Consider the following 19389-nt stretch of genomic DNA (forward strand, 5'->3'; position numbering starts at 1 on the left):
CGATGACCGCCGACCAGATCATCGCCCTGCTCGGTCTTCAGCCCCACCCCGAGGGCGGGCATTTCCGCGAGACCTTCCGCGACGCACCGGGTCCCGGCGGCCGCTCCGCCTCGACCGCCATCTACTTTCTGTTGAAGCGCGGCGAGCGTTCCCACTGGCACACGGTGGATGCGACCGAGGTCTGGCACTGGCACGCCGGCGCGCCCCTGAAACTGTCGCTCGCCGCCTCCGACGCAGGTCCGGTCACGCATCTCGTCCTCGGCGCCGATCTCGCTGGCGACGAGCGCCCGCAAGGCATCGTGCAACCGCACCACTGGCAAGCCGCCGAGAGCCTCGGCGACTGGACGCTGGTCGGCTGCACGGTGGCGCCCGGCTTCGATTTCGCCGGCTTCACGCTGGCGCCTCCCGGCTGGGCTCCGGGCACCTGACGGACCGTCCCATGACCGACATCGCCCTCGTCCGTTCGCTGGAGGAACGCCTCTTCAACGCCTGGCCGGCCATGCAGACCGTCTATGTCGACGGCTGGATGCTGCGCATGGCTGGCGGCCACACCAAGCGGTCCAATGCGGCCAGCCCCTTCTATCCCTCGACCATCTCGGGCGAGGAGCTGATCGCCACGGTGAAACAGCTCTACCGCAGGGCCGGCATCGAGCCGATGGTGCGCATCACGCCGCTGGCCGGCGAGGGCATCGACGCCGCCTTCGCAGCAGCCGGCTGGACCATCTACGACGAGACGGACGTCATGGTCGCGCCGCTGACCGCGCGGGTGAAGATCGCGGGGGCGCCGGATGCCGCCGTCGTGCTGTCGGAGGAGCCCTCGCAGGGCTGGATCGACGGCGCGGCGGAGGCCTATGAACTGGCCGACTGGCAGCGCGACATGCTCGGCCGCATCGTCGGCGCCATCCGCGTCGAGACGGCTTTCGCCACCGTTTACATCGACCGCAAGCCGCTCGGCTTCGGCCTCGGCGTCGCCGATCGCGGCTATGTCGGGCTCTACGATCTCGCCGTTCACCCGGACGCGCGCGGCTCCGGCGCCGGCCAGCGCATGATCGGCTCGCTCCTGCACTGGGGCCGCTCGCACGGCGCACAGGCGGCTTACCTGCAGGTGCGCAGGACCAATGTGAAGGCCCACGCCCTCTATCAGCGGCTCGGCTTCACCGTCGCCTATTCCTATCACTGCCGCAGGATGCAGCAGGCGGGTTAGGACGTCGAGAACAGGCAGTCCTGCACCACCGCAAGTGCGTCCTTCGAGGCTCGCCCCCGGCGATGCGACGGCATCGTCCGGAGGCGAGCCTCGAAGGACGCATTCGGCCGATGCAGGGCGCTTCGCTACCGCCTGAGCATGTCCTTCGCCGCCACCAGCGATCCCGTCACGATCAGCGCCACCGAGACGGCGAGCACCAGACTCGGCTGCGCAAAGCCGAAGGCGACCAGCGCCAGCGTCGAGATCACCGGGGCTGCATAGCTTGCCGCCCCCAGCACCTGGATGTCGCCACGCTTCATGCCCCGGTCCCAGAGGTAGAAGGCAGCCCCCACCGGGCCGAGGCCCATGCCGAGGATCGCCAGCCACTCGGTCGGACGGGTCGGCCAGATCGTTGTCTCGATGGCGAGGTGGCAGATGAGGGCCAGGGCCGCCGTGGCGAGGCAGAAGCCGGCGACCGATTCCGTCGGCGCATGGGGCAAGAGCCGCGCCGTCACCGAGTAGACTGACCAGAACAGGGCGCAGCCGATGGCCGCCGCATAGCCGAGGAGATGGCCCGCGGCAAAACCCTCGCCGAGCCCGCCGCGCCCGGCGATCAGCAACACTGTGCCGGCAAGGCCGAGCAGGGCGCCGGCGATGTGATGCGCCTTCAGGCGCTGGCCCGGCAGCAGCGCCGAGAAGACGACGATGAGAAGCGGCCAGAGATAGTTGAGGAGGTTCGCCTCCGCGGCAGGCGCGAAACGCAGGGCGGTGAAGTAGAGCGCATGGTAGCCGAACAGCCCGGCAATGCCGTGCAGCCAGACCAGCGGCGGCTGGGCGAGGAGACCAAGTCCGCCCGGCCGCATGGCGACGACGGCGAGGCCGATGCCGCCGCCCACCGCGAAGGTCATGGCGGTGAGCTGGAACGGCGGAACGGTGCCCGAGGCGGCGGTCAACAGCGCCAGCAGGCCCCAAAGGCCGATGGCCCCGAAGCCGAGGAGGGTCGCCGAGCGGGAGGAGAGGGATCCGGAGGACATGATGATCCGGAGGACGTGGAAGGCCCGTGACGGCAAGCGGCGACCGTCAGGTCGCCATGGCGGGCACCTGCGGCGCGGACGGTATCCGCGCCGGCAAAGGGATCAGCGGCGGCGCTGCGGTCCGCCGGGGCGGGCGCCGCCGGGGCGCGCGCCGGGAGGCGGAGCGTCGCCCTTGTGACGGAAGACGAGGCGGCCCTTGTCGAGATCGTAGGGCGTCATCTCCACCGTCACGCGGTCGCCGACCAGCGTCTTGATGCGGTTCTTCTTCATCTTTCCGGCGGTGTACACGACGACCATGTGACCGTTGTCCAGCTCCACGCGGAACCGGGCGTCGGGCATGACCTCCGTCACCTTGCCTTCGAAATTGAGGACGTCTTCCTTCGCCATCAGCTTGGCTTCTCCGTCGATGCGCCGGCGTTGCGGCGCAGAAAACCCCGGCGAAGCGGGTGTGCCGCTCGATGCCAGGGTTCGCCTCATACAGAATTTGTCGACGCGGGACCACCCTCTTGCCGCCGTTACATCCGCGGTCGGCTGGATGAGGTGATCTCGCGTCAGGCTGAAATGCTTCGCGTGGCTCCGCGCCGCCGGTCGGCAGCGCATGGGGCCTCACGAGAATCGCCACGCCGTCTCAACGTCACAGACAACGGAAGGTTCCGGTTTTCCGGAAAAATCCCGCTGCGCGCCCGTCGGATGGGCAGGCCTCGTCAGCCAGTGACCCTGAGATGGGGGCTGATCGGCGGATTGCAAGGCGGCAGGACGTCAGTGGGACGCAGCCGCTGCAACCATCGACAGCGCCAGCGCTCCCGTCCGCGCCTCCCGTCGCGTGCTGCCGCCAATGCGCGCCAGCCGCCGTGTGGCGAAGGTATTGCGCCCGCCACGCGCGACCAGCCGCTCACGGAGCATCGTCTCGGCCCGGTCCATGTCCCCGGACCTGATCAGGCTCTCGATCAGCATCTGCTCGAACAGGTCGCGCTGGGCGATGCTGCCGCCGATCCGCGGCATCTGCGGGCGGGCGCGGAGGAGATGGCGCGCGGCCTCTCCGTAACGCCCGGCGTGGAAGGCGAACAGCCCCTCCATGGCGGCGACGCCTGCCGCCGCCGCGACCCGGCCGTCATGGGTCGCGCCGCGCGAAGCGTCGGCCAGCATGTTGGCCGCCAGGGCTTCGGCGTCGGCGGTAGCCCCCGCTCCCAGCAGCGCCGTCGCATAATGCAGGTCGGCAAAGACCAGCCGGCGATCCTGGACGCGACGGGCCGAAAGCTCCGCCAGTTCCTCCCAGCGGTCGCCGACGTCGACGCCTTCGAACTCCAGCCGGGCGAGCATCGAGGCGCCGTTGGCGAGGTCGCGGTAGTCGTCGGCGCGGGTCGCGCGGATCTCGGTGTCATAGAGGTCGAGAACCTCGCCGATGCGGCCCTGGTCGAGCAGGAACAGGGCGAGGTGCCAGGAAATGTGGAAGGCGAAGCTGGTGCAGTGGCGCCATGTCTCGGTCGTCGCCGAGAGCCAGGTGGCGCCCTCGTCGGCGCGACCGGTCATCTCCAGGCAGTGGGCGACGGCATGGCGTCCCCAGGCGTCGCGCGGCGCCAGCGCGATGGCCTTGCGGCCGGTCGCTTCGGCCCGCCGGGTGTCCCCGCTCTCCTCCAGCGCGAAGGCGAGGCAGCCAAGCACATAGCCCTCGTAGGGCTGGCCCGCCAGCGCCTGTCCGTAGCGGTTGGCGCTCGCCAGCATGCCCGCCACGTCGCCCGCCATGAAGCGCGTCTGGTGCGCCATCTTGAAGGCCAGGGCGTCGCCGGGATCGGCGTCGAGCTGCGCCTCGAGATGCCGGGCCGCGACGAGCGGCTCGCCCGCGAGCCAGCTGCGCAGGGCGGCACGATAGCCCCCGGCGCCATCGCCGGATGTGGCGAGCCTGTCGGCGTCGGCAAGGCAACGGCGGGCCTCCCCCACGAGTTCCGCGCGCGCCAGCAGCACCAGCATCAGGCCCTTCACCGCCTGGGCGCGGCTGTCGTCGGGGTGCCTGGCGAGGATGCCGCCGATCAGCTCGGGCACCCGCCCGTCATGGGCGAGCACGGCCTCCACCAGGCTGTCCCAGGCCGACGGCAGGGGTGCGGGACGGGCGGCGGTCGGGCCAGTGGCGGCGTGCATCGGCGTCTCCTCGGTCGCAGCATCGGTCATGAGGATGCTTCGGCGTCCGGGGGCGGCGGGTTACAGCCTGGGGCTCACATTGTCGTGACGAGGCGGCCCTATGACGGCCCGAACAGTCCGCGGGCGATGATGGCGAGCCCGCCGATGACGATGACAGACTCCAGCATCAGCGTGTGCAGCCGGACCGGCAACCTGTCGAGAAGGGCGCTGGCGACGAAGCCGCCAGGCAGGGTGGCAAGGCCCACCAGCAGGGCGAAGACGAGCAGCGGTGTCGGCAGCGCGTCGTTCCATCCGAACGTGCTGGCCTTGGCGATGCCGATGACGACGGAGATGGCGGCATCGGTGGCGATCACCGCCTTGCCTGTGAGACCCGCTGCCATAAGGAACGAGATGAGGATGACCCCGGCCCCGCTGGAGGCACCCGTCACGAAGCCGTAGACGCCGCCGGCCGGGGCAAGCTGCCAGCTCTGAAGGCGGAAGCCGGCACGGGCCAGCCGGCGCCTCAGCGGCACCAGAACGACCAGCATCGCGCCGATGACGAGCGAGGCTCCCCGGTTGTCGAGCCGGGTGAAGCCGTAGGCGGACAGCACGACCAGGGGCACGGCGAGCGGCAGCATGATCGCCACCTTCCGCCAGTCCACCGCCTCGCGCATGGCGACGAAGCGGCCGACATTGGTGAACATGGAGGAGACCGCGATGACCGGCACGACGTTCTCCGCGCCGATCACGGGCACCAGCACAAGCGGCAGCAGAAGGCCGGTGCCATAGCCCGCCATGCCCCCGATGATGGCTGCACCGAAGGCTGTTCCGGCCACCAGGACCGCTTGCAGAAGTGAGACGTCGGCGAGGGCGAAGGCCATGGGGCGGGCTTGCGGGCTTGGCCGGTTCGGCGTGGACGCGGGCGGTGGGGCGTTCTAGCCTTCCAGCGATCCCGTCCAACCAGTGCTAGAACGATTCGCCTTCATGCGCGCGAGCGCCAATCCTTCGCCCTCCGACAGCCCGATGGAGACCCTGACCGGCACCATTGAGCGCGTGACGTTCCATTCGCCCGCGACGGGCTTCGCGGTGCTGAAGGTGCGCGTGCGCGGCAAGCCGCAGCCCGTCGCCATCGTCGGCACCACGGCGGCGGTGGCGGCCGGCGAGATGATGACGGCCGAGGGCTCCTGGGTGAACGACCGCGCCCACGGCCTGCAATTCAAGGCGACGCGCCTCGTCACCGCGCCGCCCGCCTCGGAGGACGGCATCGAGCGCTATCTCGCCTCCGGCGCCATCAAGGGCATCGGCATCGCCACCGCCCACAAGATCGTCCAGGCCTTCGGCAAGCGCACCTTCGAGGTGCTGGACAGCGAGCCGCACCGGCTGAAGGAGATCGTCGGCCTGACCGACGCACGCATCCGGCGCATCGTCGAGAGCTGGACCGAGGACCGCATCGTCCGCGACCTCGGCGTCTTCCTGCAGGAGCACGGTCTCGGTCTCGGCCAGGCGGCGCGGGTGTTTCGCGCGCTCGGCACCGAGGCCATCGGTCTCATCCGCCAGGACCCCTACCGCCTCGCCCGCGACGTCAAGGGCATCGGCTTTCTCACTGCCGACCAGGTGGCGATGTCGCTCGGACTTGCGCGCGACGCGCCCGAGCGCCTGCGCGCCGGCATCACCTACGCCCTCCAGGAGGCGCGCGACGACGGCCATACGGGCCTGCCGCGCGAGGAGGCCGTGGCGCTCGCCGCCCGGCTCCTTGACGGGGATGTCGGGCCGATCGAACAGGCCGCCGCCGCCGAGGTGGCCTCCGGCAACCTCATCGCCGACACGATCGGCGGCGATCCGCACCTGTTCCTGAAGGACCTGCACCGCGCCGAGAAGATCATCGGCGAGCGGCTGCGAGACCTCGCCAGGGGTGCCCCGCCCTGGGGCAGGATCGATCTCGCCAGCGAGGTGCCGCGCGTCGAGGTCCGCACCGGCAAGGCCCTCGCGCCGTCGCAGCGCGAGGCGCTGGGGACCATCCTCTCGGCCAAGGTCTCGGTCATCACCGGCGGCCCCGGCGTCGGCAAGACGACGCTGCTGGATACCATCCTCAAGCTGCTGACCCGGCACGACGTCTCCGTGACGCTCGCGGCTCCCACCGGCCGCGCCGCCAAGCGCATGACCGAGCAGACCGGCATCGAGGCGAAGACGATCCACCGCCTGCTGGAGATCGACCCGGAGTTCGGCGCCTTCTCGCGCGGCCGCGAGAACCTCATCGATTGCGACCTTCTTGTCGTCGACGAGACCTCGATGGTCGATATCCCGCTGATGCTCGCCCTCGTCGAGTCGCTCCCCGTCGATGCCGGCCTGCTGCTGGTCGGCGACGTCGACCAGTTGCCCCCGGTGGGGCCGGGACAGGCGCTCGCCGACATCATCGCCTCGGGGCTCGTGCCGGTGGCGCGGCTGACCGAGGTCTTCCGGCAGGCCGAGGCGAGCCGCATCATCGCCACCGCCCACCGCATCAATCGCGGCGAGATGCCCGAGCCCGTGCCGGCCGGCGCCGAGAGCGACTTCTACTGGGTGGAGGCCTCCTCGCCCGAGAACGGCCTCGCCAAGATCATCGAGATGGTCAAGGAGCGCATCCCGCGCCGCTTCGGCCTCGACCCGATGCGCGACGTGCAGGTGCTTAGCCCCATGAACAAGGGCGTGCTCGGCGCCCGCAACCTCAACATCGAACTGCAGAAGGTGCTCAACCCGCCCGAGGGCCGGCCGGTCGTCGAACGCTACGGCTGGACCTATGCGGCCGGCGACCGCGTCATGCAGACCGCCAACGACTATGACCGCGACGTCTTCAACGGCGACCTCGGCCAGGTGCTGCGCATCGACCAGGAAGAGGGCGAACTCGTCGCCCTGTTCGACGGGCGCCAGGTCTCCTATTCCTTCGGGGATCTGGAAAACCTGATGCCGGCCTATGCCACCACCATCCACAAGAGCCAGGGTTCGGAATATCCGGCGGTGGTGATCCCGGTGACGACGCAGCACTACGCCATGCTGGCGCGCAACCTCATCTACACGGCGGTGACGCGCGGGCGGTCCCTCGTCGTCATGGTCGGCGAGACGCGCGCCCTGCGGATTGCCGTGGATGGCGGGCGCATGAAGCCGCGCATCACCAAGCTCAGGGAATGGCTGGAAGGGTAGGGGCTGGAGGTTGCTCCCCTGCATCGGCCGAGTGCGTCCTTCGAGGCTCGCCAGCGGACGATGCTGACGCATCGTCTCTCGGCTCGCACCTCAGGATGAGGAGGGTGTCGTGTGGCACCCGGCGACACGATGCGCGCTCCGATACATCCGTGCCGCAGGTCTCCCCCCTCCTCATCCTGAGGTGCGAGCCATAGCGAGAGGCGAACGCATCTCGCGTGCGCTCGATGCTATGGCGAGCCTCGAAGGACGCACTTGGGCCGTGCAGCGCGCCGGGAGCGTGAGGTTCCACGGCAAGCGCGCCGCCCTCACAGCAGCGGCCGCACCGCCAGATGCGCGCCGAGCAGCAGGAGCCCGATCATGAACCAGGTGCGGAACGCCGCCGGGCTGATGCGCGAGCGGATCGCCTGGCCGAGCGCCATGCCGAGGAGCGCCGGGATGAGCATCCAGACCGACATCATGGCGGTGCCGGCGGCCAGCACGCCCTCGCGGAACAGGCCGATCCCCAGCGCCACCGTCGCCACGAGGAAGGTGATGCCGAGCGCCTGGACGAGGTCGTCCTTCTCAAGTCCCAGCGCCTGCAGATAGGGCACCGAGGGCATGACGAAGATGCCGGTCCCTGCCGAGACGACGCCGGTCATCAGCCCGACGACCGGCGACAGCCACGGCTCCATGCCGGCCGGCACCTTCGGGCGGAAGGGCGAAAGGCCGAGCCCGGCATAGAGCATGAGCACGACGCCCAGTGCCACCGACGCATGGCCGGCCGAGGCGCCTGTGATGATGCCGGCCCCCAGCCATGTGCCGAGGGCGATGCCGGCGAGCAGCGTCGCCAGCCGGCGCGTCAGCACCCAGAGGTTCGGACCGGCGGCGACCTGCCAGACATTGGTCAGCAGGGAGGGCACCAGCATCCACGAGGCGGCCTGCGCCGGGCTGACGAAGAGGCTGAGAAGGCCCACCGCGATGGTCGGCAGGCCGAGGCCGATGACGCCCTTGACGAGGCCGGCGAGGATGAAGACGACAACGGCGGTTGCGAGGATGAACATCGGGGAACCACGGGCTTGATGCGACGGCCGCACTCTGGGCGAAGCGGCCGCGCGGATGTTTCGGTTCAGGCCGAAGCATCGTCGCGGCAACCGTTGTAGCCTGATGCGATGAACCGGGGAGCCCCGCCATGAGGGAAGGTCCATCGATCGCCGACATTGCGGCCCTGATCGGCGATCCCGCCCGCGCCAACATGCTGGCGGCGCTGATGTCGGGGCGCGCGCTGACAGCCGGCGAACTGGCGCGCGAGGCCGGCGTCACCGCCCAGACGGCGAGCGGTCATCTCGCCAGACTGCGCGAGGCCGGCCTGCTGATCGGCGAGGCGCAGGGCCGCCATCGCTACTTCCGCCTCTCCGGAGCGGATGTCGCGCAGGTTCTGGAGGGGCTGATGGGGCTCGCCGCCCGCACTGGCCGCCTGCGCACGCGCACCGGTCCGCGCGACCCCGCCATGCGCCTCTCCCGCGTCTGCTACGATCATATGGCTGGCGAGTGGGCGGTGCGGCTGTTCGATGCCTGTCTCGCCGACGGCCGTCTGGCGGTGGAGGGCGATGCCGTCGCCCTGACTGACAGGGGGCGCGCCTTCTTCGTCGCCGAGGGCATCGACGTCACGGCGCTTGCGACGTCCCGCCGTCCGCTGTGCCGGCGCTGCCTCGACTGGAGCGAGAGGCGCGCCCATCTCGGCGGCGCGCTCGGCAAGGCGGTGCTCGATCTGGCGATCGCCCGCGGCTGGGTGCGGCGGGCGACGGCCGGCCGGGTGCTGGCCGTCACCCCGCCGGGCCAGCAGGCCTTCCGGGGCTGGCTCGGCGAGGCGGCGGCGCAGTTCCCGCCGGAAACAATCGGCTACGTACGGGGCTGAAATCGCAACAATTCGGTCCGGATTGCCGCCACAAACCGGCGGCCACTATCGCCCCCGGTTTGAACGGACAGCGGAGCGGGCCGTGAGCGGTGGCATGATCGGAATGGTGGCGGCAGGCGGCCGCAAGCTCGCGGCGCAGATCGCGATCTCGGTCGTTGCGGCGACCTGCGCGGCCATCGCCGTGCCACCGCTGCTGTCGGCCATCGGCCAGGGCGCGAAGGCGCCCGCTACCACAGCACTCCTGCCGCATGTCGCCCCGCCGGTCGATTTCGACGCGGCCTTCGTCTGGCCTGTGGCGACGCCCCCCGGCGTGCCCCGCGATCTCGTCCGCCCCGCGGTTCCCACACCGGAGGCGACACCCGTGGCTTCGCGCGCTCCCGTGCGGACGGCCCGCGGCTCCCAGCCCGCGGCGCGGCCCTGCGGAGCGCGTTGCGCGACGTCCCGCCCGGCGGCGGCGCAAGCCGTGACGCCGCCCGGCGAACCGCTGCAACTCTCCTCGATGATCGCGCCGGCCGCCGTCGCCGCGCCGGCCCGGACGGTTCTCGGCGTGACGCTGCCGAGGCTCCCCTACGAAGACCGGGTGGTCGGCACGCTGGTGCGCGCCCGCGACGCCGTCCGCAGCCTGTTCTAGGGCGCGTCAGGCCTTCGGCTTCGGCCTGGCCGGGGCTTCCGCCGGGGCGGCAGGGGCGGGTCCGGGATCGGCCTTCGCGGCAGCGGGCGGCTCCAGCACCGACTGCACCTTCTGCACCGGCGGCGCGATGATGATGCCGTGCTGGCGGAAGCGGCTGAGGATGCCGAGCTGCAGCTCGCTGCGCGTCGTCAACGCATATTCCACGTTGGTCACCACGCCGCGCAGCTCGAATTCCAGACCGAGATCGCCGAAGCGCATCAGGAGGACGCGCGGCGGCGGTTCCTGCACGATGAAGCGGTTGTCGCAGGCCGCCGCCATCATCTGGTCGCGCACCATGTCGGGATCGGAATCATAGGCGACGCGCACCGGAATGGTGATGCGGCTCAGGGTGTTCGACAGCGTCCAGTTCTTCACGACGCCGGTGATCAGCTCGGCATTCGGCAGGATGACCGTGGCGCGGTCGAAGGTCTCGATCTCGGTGGAGCGCACCGAGATCTTGCGCACATGGCCTTCCTCGCCCTTCACCACGATGGAATCGCCGACCCGGATCGGGCGTTCGGCGAGCAGGATCAGGCCCGAGACGAAGTTCTGGACGATGGACTGCAGGCCGAAGCCGATGCCGACCGACAGGGCGCCGGCGATGATGGTGATGTTGGAGAGGTCGAGGCCGAGCTGGCGCAGCCCGAGGCTCGCCACCAGCGCGAAGCCGGCATAGCCGACGATGGTGGAGACGGAATTCTGCAGGCCGGAATCCATGCCGGTGCGCGGCAGCACCTTCTCGCGGAACCAGGTCATGACCGCGCGCAGCGCCAGCGCGCCGATGACGAGGACGAGGCCGGCTCCGGCAAGGGTGACGGCCAGCGACTGGATCTCGCGGAAGCGCACGCCGAAGAAGGCGTCCTCCAGCGAGGCGCTGCCGCCGCCGAAGCCCCAGGGGCCGAACACGACGAGGGCCGAGGCGATCAGCACGACGATGTGCAGGAAGCCGCCGAACAACGTCCCGATCAGGTCGAGGCGGTCCGGGCGGATGCCGATGGCGGCCGACAGCGACCGGCCGCGCACGGTGGTCGGACCGAACCATTCGGCGATGATGGCGTCGAGGAAGACGAGGATCATCACCGTCACCGCCGCGATGACGACCGCCGCCGCGATCCGGCTCGCCAAGAACGCCGCGAGCGGGGTGAAGCCTGCCACCAGAGCGATGGCGATGGCCGTCAGCGCCACCCAGAGGGCAGGCCGCGTCCAGGCCCAGGGCTGCTTCGTCGCGGCCGGCTGCGTCTCGGGAACGCCGCCGTCCTCGCTGTCCTGCTGCCGCTCGGTGGTGTTGCGCAGGAACAGGAAGATGACGACCGCGATGCCGATGGCCGTGAGGCTCGTGATGAAGACCGTCACGGCGAGGGGTGCGATCATCACCTGGGCGAAGGCGAGGGCGACGAGGCCGACGGCGATGATCCAGGCCGCCCAGCGAACCGAGGCGAAGACGGCTTCGGCAAAGGCGTCCGGCAGCTCGATGAGCCGGTAGGCGGGGGCGCCCGGCGCCATGACGCCCTGCATCACCCCGCGCGTCACGGAGATGATCAGCACGGCGAAGAAGATGGCCACCGGAATGGGCTGGGCGCGTGGCAGAACCAGATCGAAGTTCTGGATGATGAGCAGCGGGATGCCGACGAGCACCGGCAGCACCAGCGCGCGCTCGAACGTCGTGCGGATGGCAGCCTTCACCCGCGCGAGGCGCGAGGCCGGGACATCGGCGGGGCTTCCGTAGAGACCGTAGCGTCGCAGCTGCCGGTACAGGACGTAGAGTACGATGGCGGCGACCAGGCCGAGGCCGAAGGCAACGGCGATGCGGCTGAGGCCCGCCACCTCGGTGAGGTGGTGCCACCAGTCCTCAGCGAGAAACTGCGCCGAGCGCCCCAGCCGCGGCAGGGCGTCCGAGAGCTGCAGCCAGAAACGGGGGTCGACGACCGGGACCGAGCGCTCGAAGAGCTGGGCCGCGAAGAGTTGCCGGCGGCGCTCGGTGATGCGCTCCACCAGCTGGTCGACCCGCACCTGCTGCACCTTCAGGGCCTTCACGCGGGCGTCGAGGTCGGCGACGGTGCGGGTCTGCTCCTCGCGGCTCTGCCGGGCTTCCGGCGTTTCGGCCGGTGCGCCCTCCGCCGGCTTGGGTCCGAGCTGGTTCAGCCGGTCGCGGGCTTCGGCAAGGCGCGGCTCGACCTGGGCGATGGCCGCCACCAGCGCCTCGCGCACCGGGTCGAGGCGGTTGCGGACGTTTGTCAGGTCGGCGCCGGAGAGCTGCCGCTCCAGCATGGCCTCCGCCTGGTCGAGGGTCGTCCTGGCGGCGTCGAGCGCTGCGACCGCGGCGTTTATCTGCGACGACGGCGCGGCCGGCTCGGGGGTCTGCGCCATCGCCGTGGCGCCGGCGACCGCCAGCGCGAGCGCGGCGGCGAAGGCGAGCACGACCGGCCGCAGGCGGTCTGCCAGCGAGAGGACGCGTCGCGGGGTCGTCCGGGCGGGAAGGAGGCTCAGGAACATGGCGTGCTCTGCGGGCGAATCGTCCCCTGCACCATGCCACGACACGGCATGGCCGCCGAGACCGCGGGCAGCTTAGGGCTGCGGCCGGATGGTGGGATAGGGACCGTAGGAGGTGACGGGCGGCGGCACGGCCTCGGGGTCGAAACCGGCCTGGCGGTTGATCGCGTCGAGCACCGCCCTGAGCGCGTCGCGGTCGCGGGTGATGTCGCGCAGCGGCGCCGCCGCGCCGGAGCGGCGGATGAGGATCTGCGGATCGGGCAGGATGAAGGGGTCGTCCCACGAGCCCTGGACGACGAAGGGCAGTTCGAAATTGCCCTCGCCCGGCCGCGGCGCGGCCCCGGCCGTGCGCTTCAGCGTGGCGGTGCCGCGCATGTCGAGTTCGCGCGAGGGCAGTTGCGCGCTGCCTTCGATGCTGACGCGCACGACCTGGCCGTCGAGCACCATGTCGGTCGTGGTGGCGACGCCGCCGACGATTCGCACCGTCGCGGCGATCCGGTCGTAGGGGGTGCGGCCCGATCGGGCGTCGGCGCCGGCGATCGACAGCGGCCGCCGTTCCAGGCGGCGCAGGATCCCCTCGGCATTGAACCCGTGGACGGCCCCCTCGATGGCGGTGAGGGAGATCTGGCCGTTGGCCGTGCGCGCCAGCGAGGCCATGCTGTCGCCGCGCGCCTCGATGCCGATCTGGACGTTGGCCGTGCCGTCGAGCCGGCGGAAGCCGAACCACTCGCCGAGACCGAGGCCGAGTTGCGCCCGCTGCACGGTAAGCGAGGCCTTCACCTCCATGTCCGGCCCGGATGGCGAGACGACGAGAGCGCCGCTGAGGACGCCGCCATAGGCCTGGGCCTCGCCGAGCGTCACGGTGAGACGGCCGTTGCGCGCCGTGACGGCCGCGGCGGAGCGCCCGAACTGCGCGCTGCCGATCACCAGTTCGCGGGCGGAGACACGCAGGTCGAGATCGGTCGAGGCGATTGCCGACAGGTCGATGGGCCGCCGGCTCCAGCCCTGCCCGCCCTCGGGCGCAAGGTGCAGGTCGCGGAAATAGGTGGTGGCGACGACCCGGCCCGCGTCGAGGGTGCCGCGCATCTGTGGCCGCGAGCCCTCGAAGCTGATGGTCAGTGCGCCGTCGGCCACGTTGCCGTCGAGCTCGGCGTTGACCTTGGTGAAGGCCAGCGAATTGGGCAGCACCTCCACCTGTCCCTTGAGCGCATAGGGACCGAAGGAGGGGCCGATGCCGGGGTTCTGGCCGAGCCAGCGCAGCAGGTTGCGCAGCGACGGGCCCTCCATGGTCAGGGCGCCAGCCCCGGTCAGGGTGTCGCCGTTCGTCAGCGTGCCCTCGAAGCCGCCGCGCAACGGGGTCGAGACGAAGCGCATCTTGATGCCGGTCGGCTCCGCGACGAACAGCGCATGGGGCCGGGCTATGATCGCATTGATCTCGACCTGCTCGCCATTGGCGACCAGCTTGCCCGAGACGTTGGCCTGCCGGTCGCGGCCCGGCCAGGACACTGCAAAGTCGATCCCGGTGACGTCGATGAGCTGGCCGCTCTTGGCGTCGTCGATGACCGCGGTGCCCTCCGTGACGCGGAAATCCGTCAGGCCGGCCTGGCGCTGCCGTGTCGCCTCGCGCAGGCGCTCGAAGGCCGTGTCCCAGTTGGAGGCGCCGTCCGCCGCAACACGGACGCTGATCCGCGGCCGGTGAAGGGTGTAGTCGGAGATGGAGACGGTGCCCGCGAGCAGCGGAAACAGCCGGAGTGCGCCGACGACCGCCTCGGCCCGGGCCGGCGGCTCGCCGGTTCCGGCCTCGTCCTCGCCGAAGCGCACGTCTTCGAGTCGGACGGAGAGCTGGGGCAGGACCGAGATGGCGATGTCGCCGCGGATGGTGACCGGGGTGCCGAGGCGCTGGCTGAGTTCGGCGACCACGGTGCGCCGCACGCTTTCGGTCGGCAGCAGCTTCGGCACGAGCGCCAGCACACCCCCGAGCGCGACAGCGGCTGCGCCGGCGATGATCATCACACGCTTGATCGATGAAGCGAGGCTCACGTGAGGGGGGTTCCGGTCCCGGCTGGACCCGCACCCGAACGGGCGGGTCATGATGGTCACGATCGAGAAGCAGGCCGGACCATGACGGTGCGACGTGGCATTTCGATGGCCGCTTACCGGCGAAACATCATGCCTGACGCGGTGCGGAAATGACAATGGGAGGCCGCCGGCCTCCCATCGGTCACATCGACGCGCGAGGCGCGGATCAGGCGGCGAGCGCCGTCGTCACCTTGAAGCTCGCCTCGGTATTGGCCCTGATCTCGTCGAGGGTGACGCCGTCGGCGATCTCGATCAGCGTCATGCCCGTGCCGCCCTTCTTGTCGATGGCGAAGACGCCGAGATCGGTGATGACGAGATCGACGACGCCGGCGCCGGTCAGCGGCAGGTTGCAGCGGTGCAGCAGCTTCGGGCCGTCCTTGGCCGAATGCTCCATGACGACGACAACCTTCTGCACGCCGGCGACGAGGTCCATCGCGCCGCCCATGCCCTTCACCATCTTGCCGGGGATCATCCAGTTGGCGAGGTCGCCGTTCTCGGCCACCTGCATGGCGCCGAGGATGGACAGGTTGATGTGGCCGCCGCGGATCATCGCGAAACTGTCCGACGAGGAGAAATAGCTCGTCGTCGGCAGTTCGGTGATGGTCTGCTTGCCGGCATTGATGAGGTCCGGATCCTCCTCGCCCTCGAAGGGGAAGGGGCCCATGCCCAGCATGCCGTTCTCCGACTGGAGCTGCACGCTCATGCCGGCGGGAATGTGGTTGGAGACGAGCGTCGGAATGCCGATGCCGAGGTTCACGTAGAAGCCGTCGCGCAGTTCCTTGGCGGCGCGGGCGGCCATCTGGTCACGGGTCCAGGCCATGGTCTCGTCTCCTCTCAGGTCGCTTTCGGGCGGGTGGTGCGCTGCTCGATGCGCTTGACCACATTCGGAAGGTGGACGATGCGCTTCACGTAGATTCCGGGGGTGTGGATCGCATCGCCGTCGATCTCGCCGGCCTCGACCAGATGCTCGCACTGGACGATGGTCATGCGCGAGGCGGTGGCCATCATCGGGTTGAAATTGCGGGCGGTCTTGCGGAAGACGAGATTGCCCTCCTTGTCAGCCTTCCAGGCGTGGACCAGCGAGATGTCGGCGAACAGGCCGCGCTCCATCACATAGGTCTCGCCGTCGAACTCGCGGATTTCCTTGCCCTCGGCGATCACCGTGCCGACGCCGGTCTTGGTGAAGAAGGCCGGGATTCCGGCGCCGCCGGCGCGGATGCGCTCGGCCAGCGTCCCCTGTGGATTGAACTCGAGCTGCAGCTCGCCGGAGAGGAACTGCTGGGCGAAGAGCTTGTTCTCGCCGACATAGGAGGAGATCATCTTGGCGATCTGCTTGGTCTCCAGCAGGATGCCGAGGCCGGCGCCGTCGATGCCCGCATTGTTGGAGATGACGGTGAGGTTCTTCGCGCCCGACTCGCGCACCGCCTCGATCAGCACGTCCGGGATGCCGCAGAGGCCGAAGCCGCCGGACATGATGGTCATGCCGTCCTTGATCTGACCCGCCAATGCCTCCGTCGCGGAGGAATAGACCTTCGAACTCATCGCAAATCGCCTCGTTGCGGCCGGACCGGCCTCGGGTGAATGCCTGCCGCATTCGGTTGGAACTGACCGGCGGACAATGGTGGATTTTCCGCGGTGCATCAAGGATGAACCGCTCGTCAGGTTTGGCTTGCGCCCCCGGTCAGTAGCCGAGAACCCGCGGCAGCCACAAGGCCAGGTCCGGGATCGCCACGACCATGGCGAGGGCGACGGTCATCGCCAGCACCATCCAGATCACCCAGGGGATGGTCGCCTCCATCGGCACCCGGGCGATCTTGCAGGAGACCATCAGATTGACCGCCACCGGCGGGGTGAACTGGCCGATGGCGATCATCATGGTGAGGATGACGCCGAACCAGACGAGGTCCCACGAGAAGGAATTGGCGATGGGGATGAGGATCGGCAGCAGGATCAGGTAGATCGAGATGCCGTCGAGGAACATGCCGACCACCACCAGCAGGATCACCAGCAGCGCCAGGGTCCCGGTCGCGCCGAGCCCGAGCCCGACGATGGCGTCGGCGATCGGCTGGACGATGCCCAGCGTCGAGATCGACCAGGCGAAGACCGAGGCGAGTGCCACGACGATGAGGATGACGGCGGAGAGTTCGCCCGCCTCCACCAGCATCTCGTAGAGGTCGCGCAGGGTGAGCGTGCGATAGACGAAGAAACCGACGAACAGGCCATAGGCGACCGCGATGACGGCCGCCTCCGTCGGCGTGAAGGCCCCCGAGCGCATGCCGCCGAGGATGACCACGGGCGCCATCAGGCCCCAGATCGCCTCCTTGAAGGTGCCCCAGACGGTCAGCGCATCGCCGCTGTTGCGGGTCTTGCCGCCGAAGTCCTTGATCCAGGAGATGATGAGGATCGGCACGATGATCGCGACGCCGGCGAGGATGCCGGGAATCATGCCGGCGGCGAAGATCGCCGGCACGGAGACGCCCGGCACCATCACCGCGTAGATGATGAAGGCGATGGAGGGCGGGATGAGGATGTCGGTGGCGGCCGCCGCGCCGACCGTCGAGGCGATGAAGGCGCGCGGATAGCCGTCCTTCACCATGGAATCGGTGACGACCTGGCCGACGGCGGCCGAGGTCGCCGGTCCAGACCCCGAGATGCCGCCGATCACCATGGCGACGAGCACGGAGACGGTGGCGAGCGCGCCGCGCCCCGCGCCCACCAGCGCCGTGGCGAAGCGCACCAGCCTGAGCGCCACGCCGGTACGGTCGAAGACCGAGCCGACGAGGACGAACATCGGGATGGCGATGAGCGGGTATTTCGCAATGCCGGCATAGACGTTGGTCGGCATGGCGAGAATGCTCTGCCCGGCGAGCCAGATGGCGAGCGCCCCGGCAAGGCCGAGCGAGATCCCGACCGGCACGGCGGCCACCAGCATGACGATGAAGGCGGCGAAGAGGACGAAGCCGGTCATGCGTCCTCTCCCCGAGAGAGGCGGATGATCCGGCCGATCGCCCGCGCGATGACGGCGATGGACAAGAGCGGCATGACCCCGGTGTAGAGCCACTGCGGGTTGCCGAGGCCGGGCGAGAGAACCTCGTAGCGATACTCGTCCCAGGCGAGGCTGCCGCCATAGATCAGAAGGATGCCGAAGCAGATGATGACCGCCATCATCGCGATCATCTCGAAGCGGCGTCGCAAGGCCGGCGTCATGCCGTCGATCAGGACGCCGATGCGGATATGGCGTCCCGCCGCCACCGCCAGCGACGAGCCGATCATCGTCACCACCACCATCAGCACCACGGAATATTCTTCCGTGAAGGCGAAGGAGACATTGGTGAGATAGCGCACCACGACGTTGCCGAAGGTGATCAGCGCCATCGCCGCCATCGCCGCGGCAATCAGCACCTCCTCGATCTTCAGCGGGACGCGCGTCTTCGGGGCTGGCTGGCTGGCCGTGGGATCTAGGTTCGCGGGCAAGGTTCAGGCTTTCAGACGGAAGAACGCAGCCGGCGCAAAGCCGGCTGCGTCGAAGGTGTGCCGGACGGGATCAGCTCGCGGCGTTGGCCGCCGCTTCCGCCTTCTTCACGAGGTCGGCGCCGACCTGCGCCGCCCACTTGTCGAAGACCGGGCGGGTGGCGCGGGCGAAGGCGCGCTTCTCCTCGGCCGTCAGCGTGACGGTCGCGACGCCGCGCTTGGCGAGTTCCTCGAGCGACGACTTGTCGTTGGGGTCGAGGATGCCGAGGCCCTTGCGCGTCGCGCCGATCTGCACCTTGGCCGCATCGCGGGCGCTCTCGCGGACGATCTCCTTGTCGGCGGCCGAGAAGCTCTCCCAGACCGGCTTGGCGACATGGAAGAGGCCGGCGTCGACGCAGTAGTTCCAGATGGTCATGTGCTTCTGCGCCAGCGCATCCATCTTCAGGCCGAGGAACAGGTTGACGGGGTTCTCCTGCCCGTCGACGGCGCCGGTGGACAGGGCCGGCTGCAGGTCGGCGAAGGACATCTGCACCGGATTGGCGCCGAGGCCGTTGTAGATGTCGGCGAAGATGGCGCCGGCCGCGAAGCGGATCTTCAGGCCGCGCAGGTCTTCCGGCTTCTGGATCGGGCGCTTGGAGTTCGACAGCTCGCGGAAGCCGTTCTCGCCCCAGGCCAGCGGCACCACGTCGCGCGTCTCCATGACCTTGAACAGGGCCTGCCCGACCTCGCCGTTGATGATGGCGTCGAAGGCCTTGTGGTTGGGCATCAGGAAGGGCAGCGAGAACAGGTTCATCTCGCGCACCTGCGGCGAGATATTGATGGTCGACGACACCGTGAAGTCGATGATGCCCTGGCGCATGGCCACGAGCTCGCGCGTCTGGTCGCCGCCGACGAGCTGCGAGCCCGGATAGACCTTCACGTTGATGCGGCCGTTGGTGCGCTGCGTCACCATCTCGGCCCACTGGAACGCGCCTTCGGAGAGCGCGATCGGGCGATTGCCGACGACGGAGAGCTTGTATTCCGATTTGAGCGTCTGGGCCTTCGACACCCAGGGAGCCATGACGGCGGCGCCGATGCCGGCCACCGCGATGCGCCGCGTGACGGCGAGTTCAATCTTGCGCTCCGACATGGTGCGCCTCCTTCCACTGACAGCGTTTCTCTCGACATGCGCCCAGGCGTCTTCCGGCCCGGTTCGGGGCCGGATCATGGGACGAGCGCGGCAGGGCTGGCAAGGGGGCCATGCGACGCCTCTCGGTATTGCCGACCAGCCATGTCC

At 69.7% G+C, this 19389-nt stretch carries 17 protein-coding genes; 5 read left to right on the plus strand and 12 right to left on the minus strand.

Annotated features, from left to right (window positions below):
• The first annotated feature begins 2 nt into the window (after window positions 1-2).
• Both ACJ4V0_RS00625 and ACJ4V0_RS00630 read left to right on the plus strand, forming a co-directional pair.
• A complete protein-coding gene (locus tag ACJ4V0_RS00625) occupies window positions 3-428 on the plus strand; it encodes a cupin domain-containing protein (RefSeq protein WP_448297603.1) in 426 nt (141 codons plus the stop codon).
• An 11-nt stretch (window positions 429-439) separates the two neighbouring features.
• The gene (locus tag ACJ4V0_RS00630; protein ID WP_448297604.1) at window positions 440-1204 is read left to right on the plus strand and encodes a GNAT family N-acetyltransferase; all 765 of its coding nucleotides are present in this window, start codon (window positions 440-442) and stop codon (window positions 1202-1204) included.
• Window positions 1205-1329: 125 nt separating this feature from the next.
• On the opposite strand, the gene yddG is transcribed toward ACJ4V0_RS00630, so the two are convergent.
• From yddG to ACJ4V0_RS00650, 4 genes are all read right to left on the minus strand, one after another.
• On the minus strand, window positions 1330-2217 hold the full coding sequence (yddG, locus tag ACJ4V0_RS00635; protein ID WP_448297605.1) for an aromatic amino acid exporter YddG: 888 nt from the start codon (window positions 2215-2217) through the stop codon (window positions 1330-1332).
• 102 nt (window positions 2218-2319) lie between these two features.
• Complete coding sequence (gene infA, locus ACJ4V0_RS00640) at window positions 2320-2604, minus strand: translation initiation factor IF-1 (RefSeq protein ID WP_448297606.1); 285 nt, start codon at window positions 2602-2604, stop codon at window positions 2320-2322.
• 372 nt (window positions 2605-2976) lie between these two features.
• Window positions 2977-4383 (minus strand): tetratricopeptide repeat protein, encoded by a 1407-nt coding sequence (locus ACJ4V0_RS00645; RefSeq protein ID WP_448297607.1) that lies wholly within the window; start codon window positions 4381-4383, stop codon window positions 2977-2979.
• 68 nt (window positions 4384-4451) lie between these two features.
• A complete protein-coding gene (locus ACJ4V0_RS00650; RefSeq protein WP_448297608.1) occupies window positions 4452-5213 on the minus strand; it encodes a TSUP family transporter in 762 nt (253 codons plus the stop codon).
• Between the two features lie 103 nt (window positions 5214-5316).
• Here ACJ4V0_RS00650 and recD2 point away from each other — a divergent pair, with 103 nt between their 5' ends.
• The gene (gene recD2, locus ACJ4V0_RS00655; protein ID WP_448297609.1) at window positions 5317-7509 is read left to right on the plus strand and encodes an SF1B family DNA helicase RecD2; all 2193 of its coding nucleotides are present in this window, start codon (window positions 5317-5319) and stop codon (window positions 7507-7509) included.
• A gap of 305 nt (window positions 7510-7814) precedes the next feature.
• Here the strand turns inward: recD2 and ACJ4V0_RS00660 are convergent, their stop codons facing one another.
• Entirely contained in the window at window positions 7815-8549 is a 735-nt protein-coding gene (locus tag ACJ4V0_RS00660; RefSeq protein WP_448297610.1) for a sulfite exporter TauE/SafE family protein, read from the minus strand.
• Between the two features lie 128 nt (window positions 8550-8677).
• Here ACJ4V0_RS00660 and ACJ4V0_RS00665 point away from each other — a divergent pair, with 128 nt between their 5' ends.
• On the plus strand, window positions 8678-9403 hold the full coding sequence (locus ACJ4V0_RS00665) for an ArsR/SmtB family transcription factor (protein WP_448297611.1): 726 nt from the start codon (window positions 8678-8680) through the stop codon (window positions 9401-9403).
• Window positions 9404-9485: 82 nt separating this feature from the next.
• Window positions 9486-10034 (plus strand): hypothetical protein, encoded by a 549-nt coding sequence (locus ACJ4V0_RS00670; protein WP_448297612.1) that lies wholly within the window; start codon window positions 9486-9488, stop codon window positions 10032-10034.
• 6 nt (window positions 10035-10040) lie between these two features.
• Here the strand turns inward: ACJ4V0_RS00670 and ACJ4V0_RS00675 are convergent, their stop codons facing one another.
• The 7 genes from ACJ4V0_RS00675 to ACJ4V0_RS00705 form a co-directional block, all read right to left on the minus strand.
• Window positions 10041-12566, minus strand: coding sequence for a DUF3772 domain-containing protein (locus ACJ4V0_RS00675; protein ID WP_448297613.1), 2526 nt, complete (start codon window positions 12564-12566; stop codon window positions 10041-10043).
• A 72-nt stretch (window positions 12567-12638) separates the two neighbouring features.
• A complete protein-coding gene (locus ACJ4V0_RS00680; RefSeq protein ID WP_448297614.1) occupies window positions 12639-14603 on the minus strand; it encodes an AsmA family protein in 1965 nt (654 codons plus the stop codon).
• A 205-nt stretch (window positions 14604-14808) separates the two neighbouring features.
• Window positions 14809-15462 carry a 3-oxoacid CoA-transferase subunit B gene (locus tag ACJ4V0_RS00685; RefSeq protein WP_448297615.1) on the minus strand — a complete coding sequence of 218 codons (654 nt, stop codon included), beginning with the start codon at window positions 15460-15462 and terminating at the stop codon, window positions 14809-14811.
• A gap of 14 nt (window positions 15463-15476) precedes the next feature.
• The gene (locus ACJ4V0_RS00690; RefSeq protein ID WP_448297616.1) at window positions 15477-16184 is read right to left on the minus strand and encodes a CoA transferase subunit A; all 708 of its coding nucleotides are present in this window, start codon (window positions 16182-16184) and stop codon (window positions 15477-15479) included.
• A gap of 139 nt (window positions 16185-16323) precedes the next feature.
• The gene (locus tag ACJ4V0_RS00695) at window positions 16324-17610 is read right to left on the minus strand and encodes a TRAP transporter large permease (RefSeq protein WP_448297617.1); all 1287 of its coding nucleotides are present in this window, start codon (window positions 17608-17610) and stop codon (window positions 16324-16326) included.
• Window positions 17607-18116: a TRAP transporter small permease gene (locus ACJ4V0_RS00700; protein ID WP_448297618.1), complete on the minus strand. Its 510-nt coding sequence runs from the start codon at window positions 18114-18116 to the stop codon at window positions 17607-17609. Before ACJ4V0_RS00700 ends, ACJ4V0_RS00695 begins: the two co-directional genes overlap by 4 nt.
• A gap of 70 nt (window positions 18117-18186) precedes the next feature.
• A complete protein-coding gene (locus ACJ4V0_RS00705; RefSeq protein ID WP_448297619.1) occupies window positions 18187-19242 on the minus strand; it encodes a DctP family TRAP transporter solute-binding subunit in 1056 nt (351 codons plus the stop codon).
• Window positions 19243-19389 lie beyond the last annotated feature (147 nt).

Source organism: Phreatobacter aquiterrae, assembly GCF_053471285.1.

Bases quoted from the DNA above. Each gene is read 5' to 3' on its own strand.
- ACJ4V0_RS00705 (WP_448297619.1), bottom strand. From the start codon at position 19,242: ATGTCGGAGCGCAAGATTGAACTCGCCGTCACGCGGCGCATCGCGGTG.
- ACJ4V0_RS00675 (WP_448297613.1), bottom strand. From the start codon at position 12,566: ATGTTCCTGAGCCTCCTTCCCGCCCGGACGACCCCGCGACGCGTCCTC.
- yddG (WP_448297605.1), bottom strand. From the start codon at position 2,217: ATGTCCTCCGGATCCCTCTCCTCCCGCTCGGCGACCCTCCTCGGCTTC.
- recD2 (WP_448297609.1), top strand. From the start codon at position 5,317: ATGCGCGCGAGCGCCAATCCTTCGCCCTCCGACAGCCCGATGGAGACC.
- ACJ4V0_RS00690 (WP_448297616.1), bottom strand. From the start codon at position 16,184: ATGAGTTCGAAGGTCTATTCCTCCGCGACGGAGGCATTGGCGGGTCAG.
- ACJ4V0_RS00645 (WP_448297607.1), bottom strand. From the start codon at position 4,383: ATGACCGATGCTGCGACCGAGGAGACGCCGATGCACGCCGCCACTGGC.
- ACJ4V0_RS00625 (WP_448297603.1), top strand. From the start codon at position 3: ATGACCGCCGACCAGATCATCGCCCTGCTCGGTCTTCAGCCCCACCCC.
- ACJ4V0_RS00685 (WP_448297615.1), bottom strand. From the start codon at position 15,462: ATGGCCTGGACCCGTGACCAGATGGCCGCCCGCGCCGCCAAGGAACTG.
- infA (WP_448297606.1), bottom strand. From the start codon at position 2,604: ATGGCGAAGGAAGACGTCCTCAATTTCGAAGGCAAGGTGACGGAGGTC.
- ACJ4V0_RS00695 (WP_448297617.1), bottom strand. From the start codon at position 17,610: ATGACCGGCTTCGTCCTCTTCGCCGCCTTCATCGTCATGCTGGTGGCC.
- ACJ4V0_RS00665 (WP_448297611.1), top strand. From the start codon at position 8,678: ATGAGGGAAGGTCCATCGATCGCCGACATTGCGGCCCTGATCGGCGAT.
- ACJ4V0_RS00630 (WP_448297604.1), top strand. From the start codon at position 440: ATGACCGACATCGCCCTCGTCCGTTCGCTGGAGGAACGCCTCTTCAAC.
- ACJ4V0_RS00650 (WP_448297608.1), bottom strand. From the start codon at position 5,213: ATGGCCTTCGCCCTCGCCGACGTCTCACTTCTGCAAGCGGTCCTGGTG.
- ACJ4V0_RS00660 (WP_448297610.1), bottom strand. From the start codon at position 8,549: ATGTTCATCCTCGCAACCGCCGTTGTCGTCTTCATCCTCGCCGGCCTC.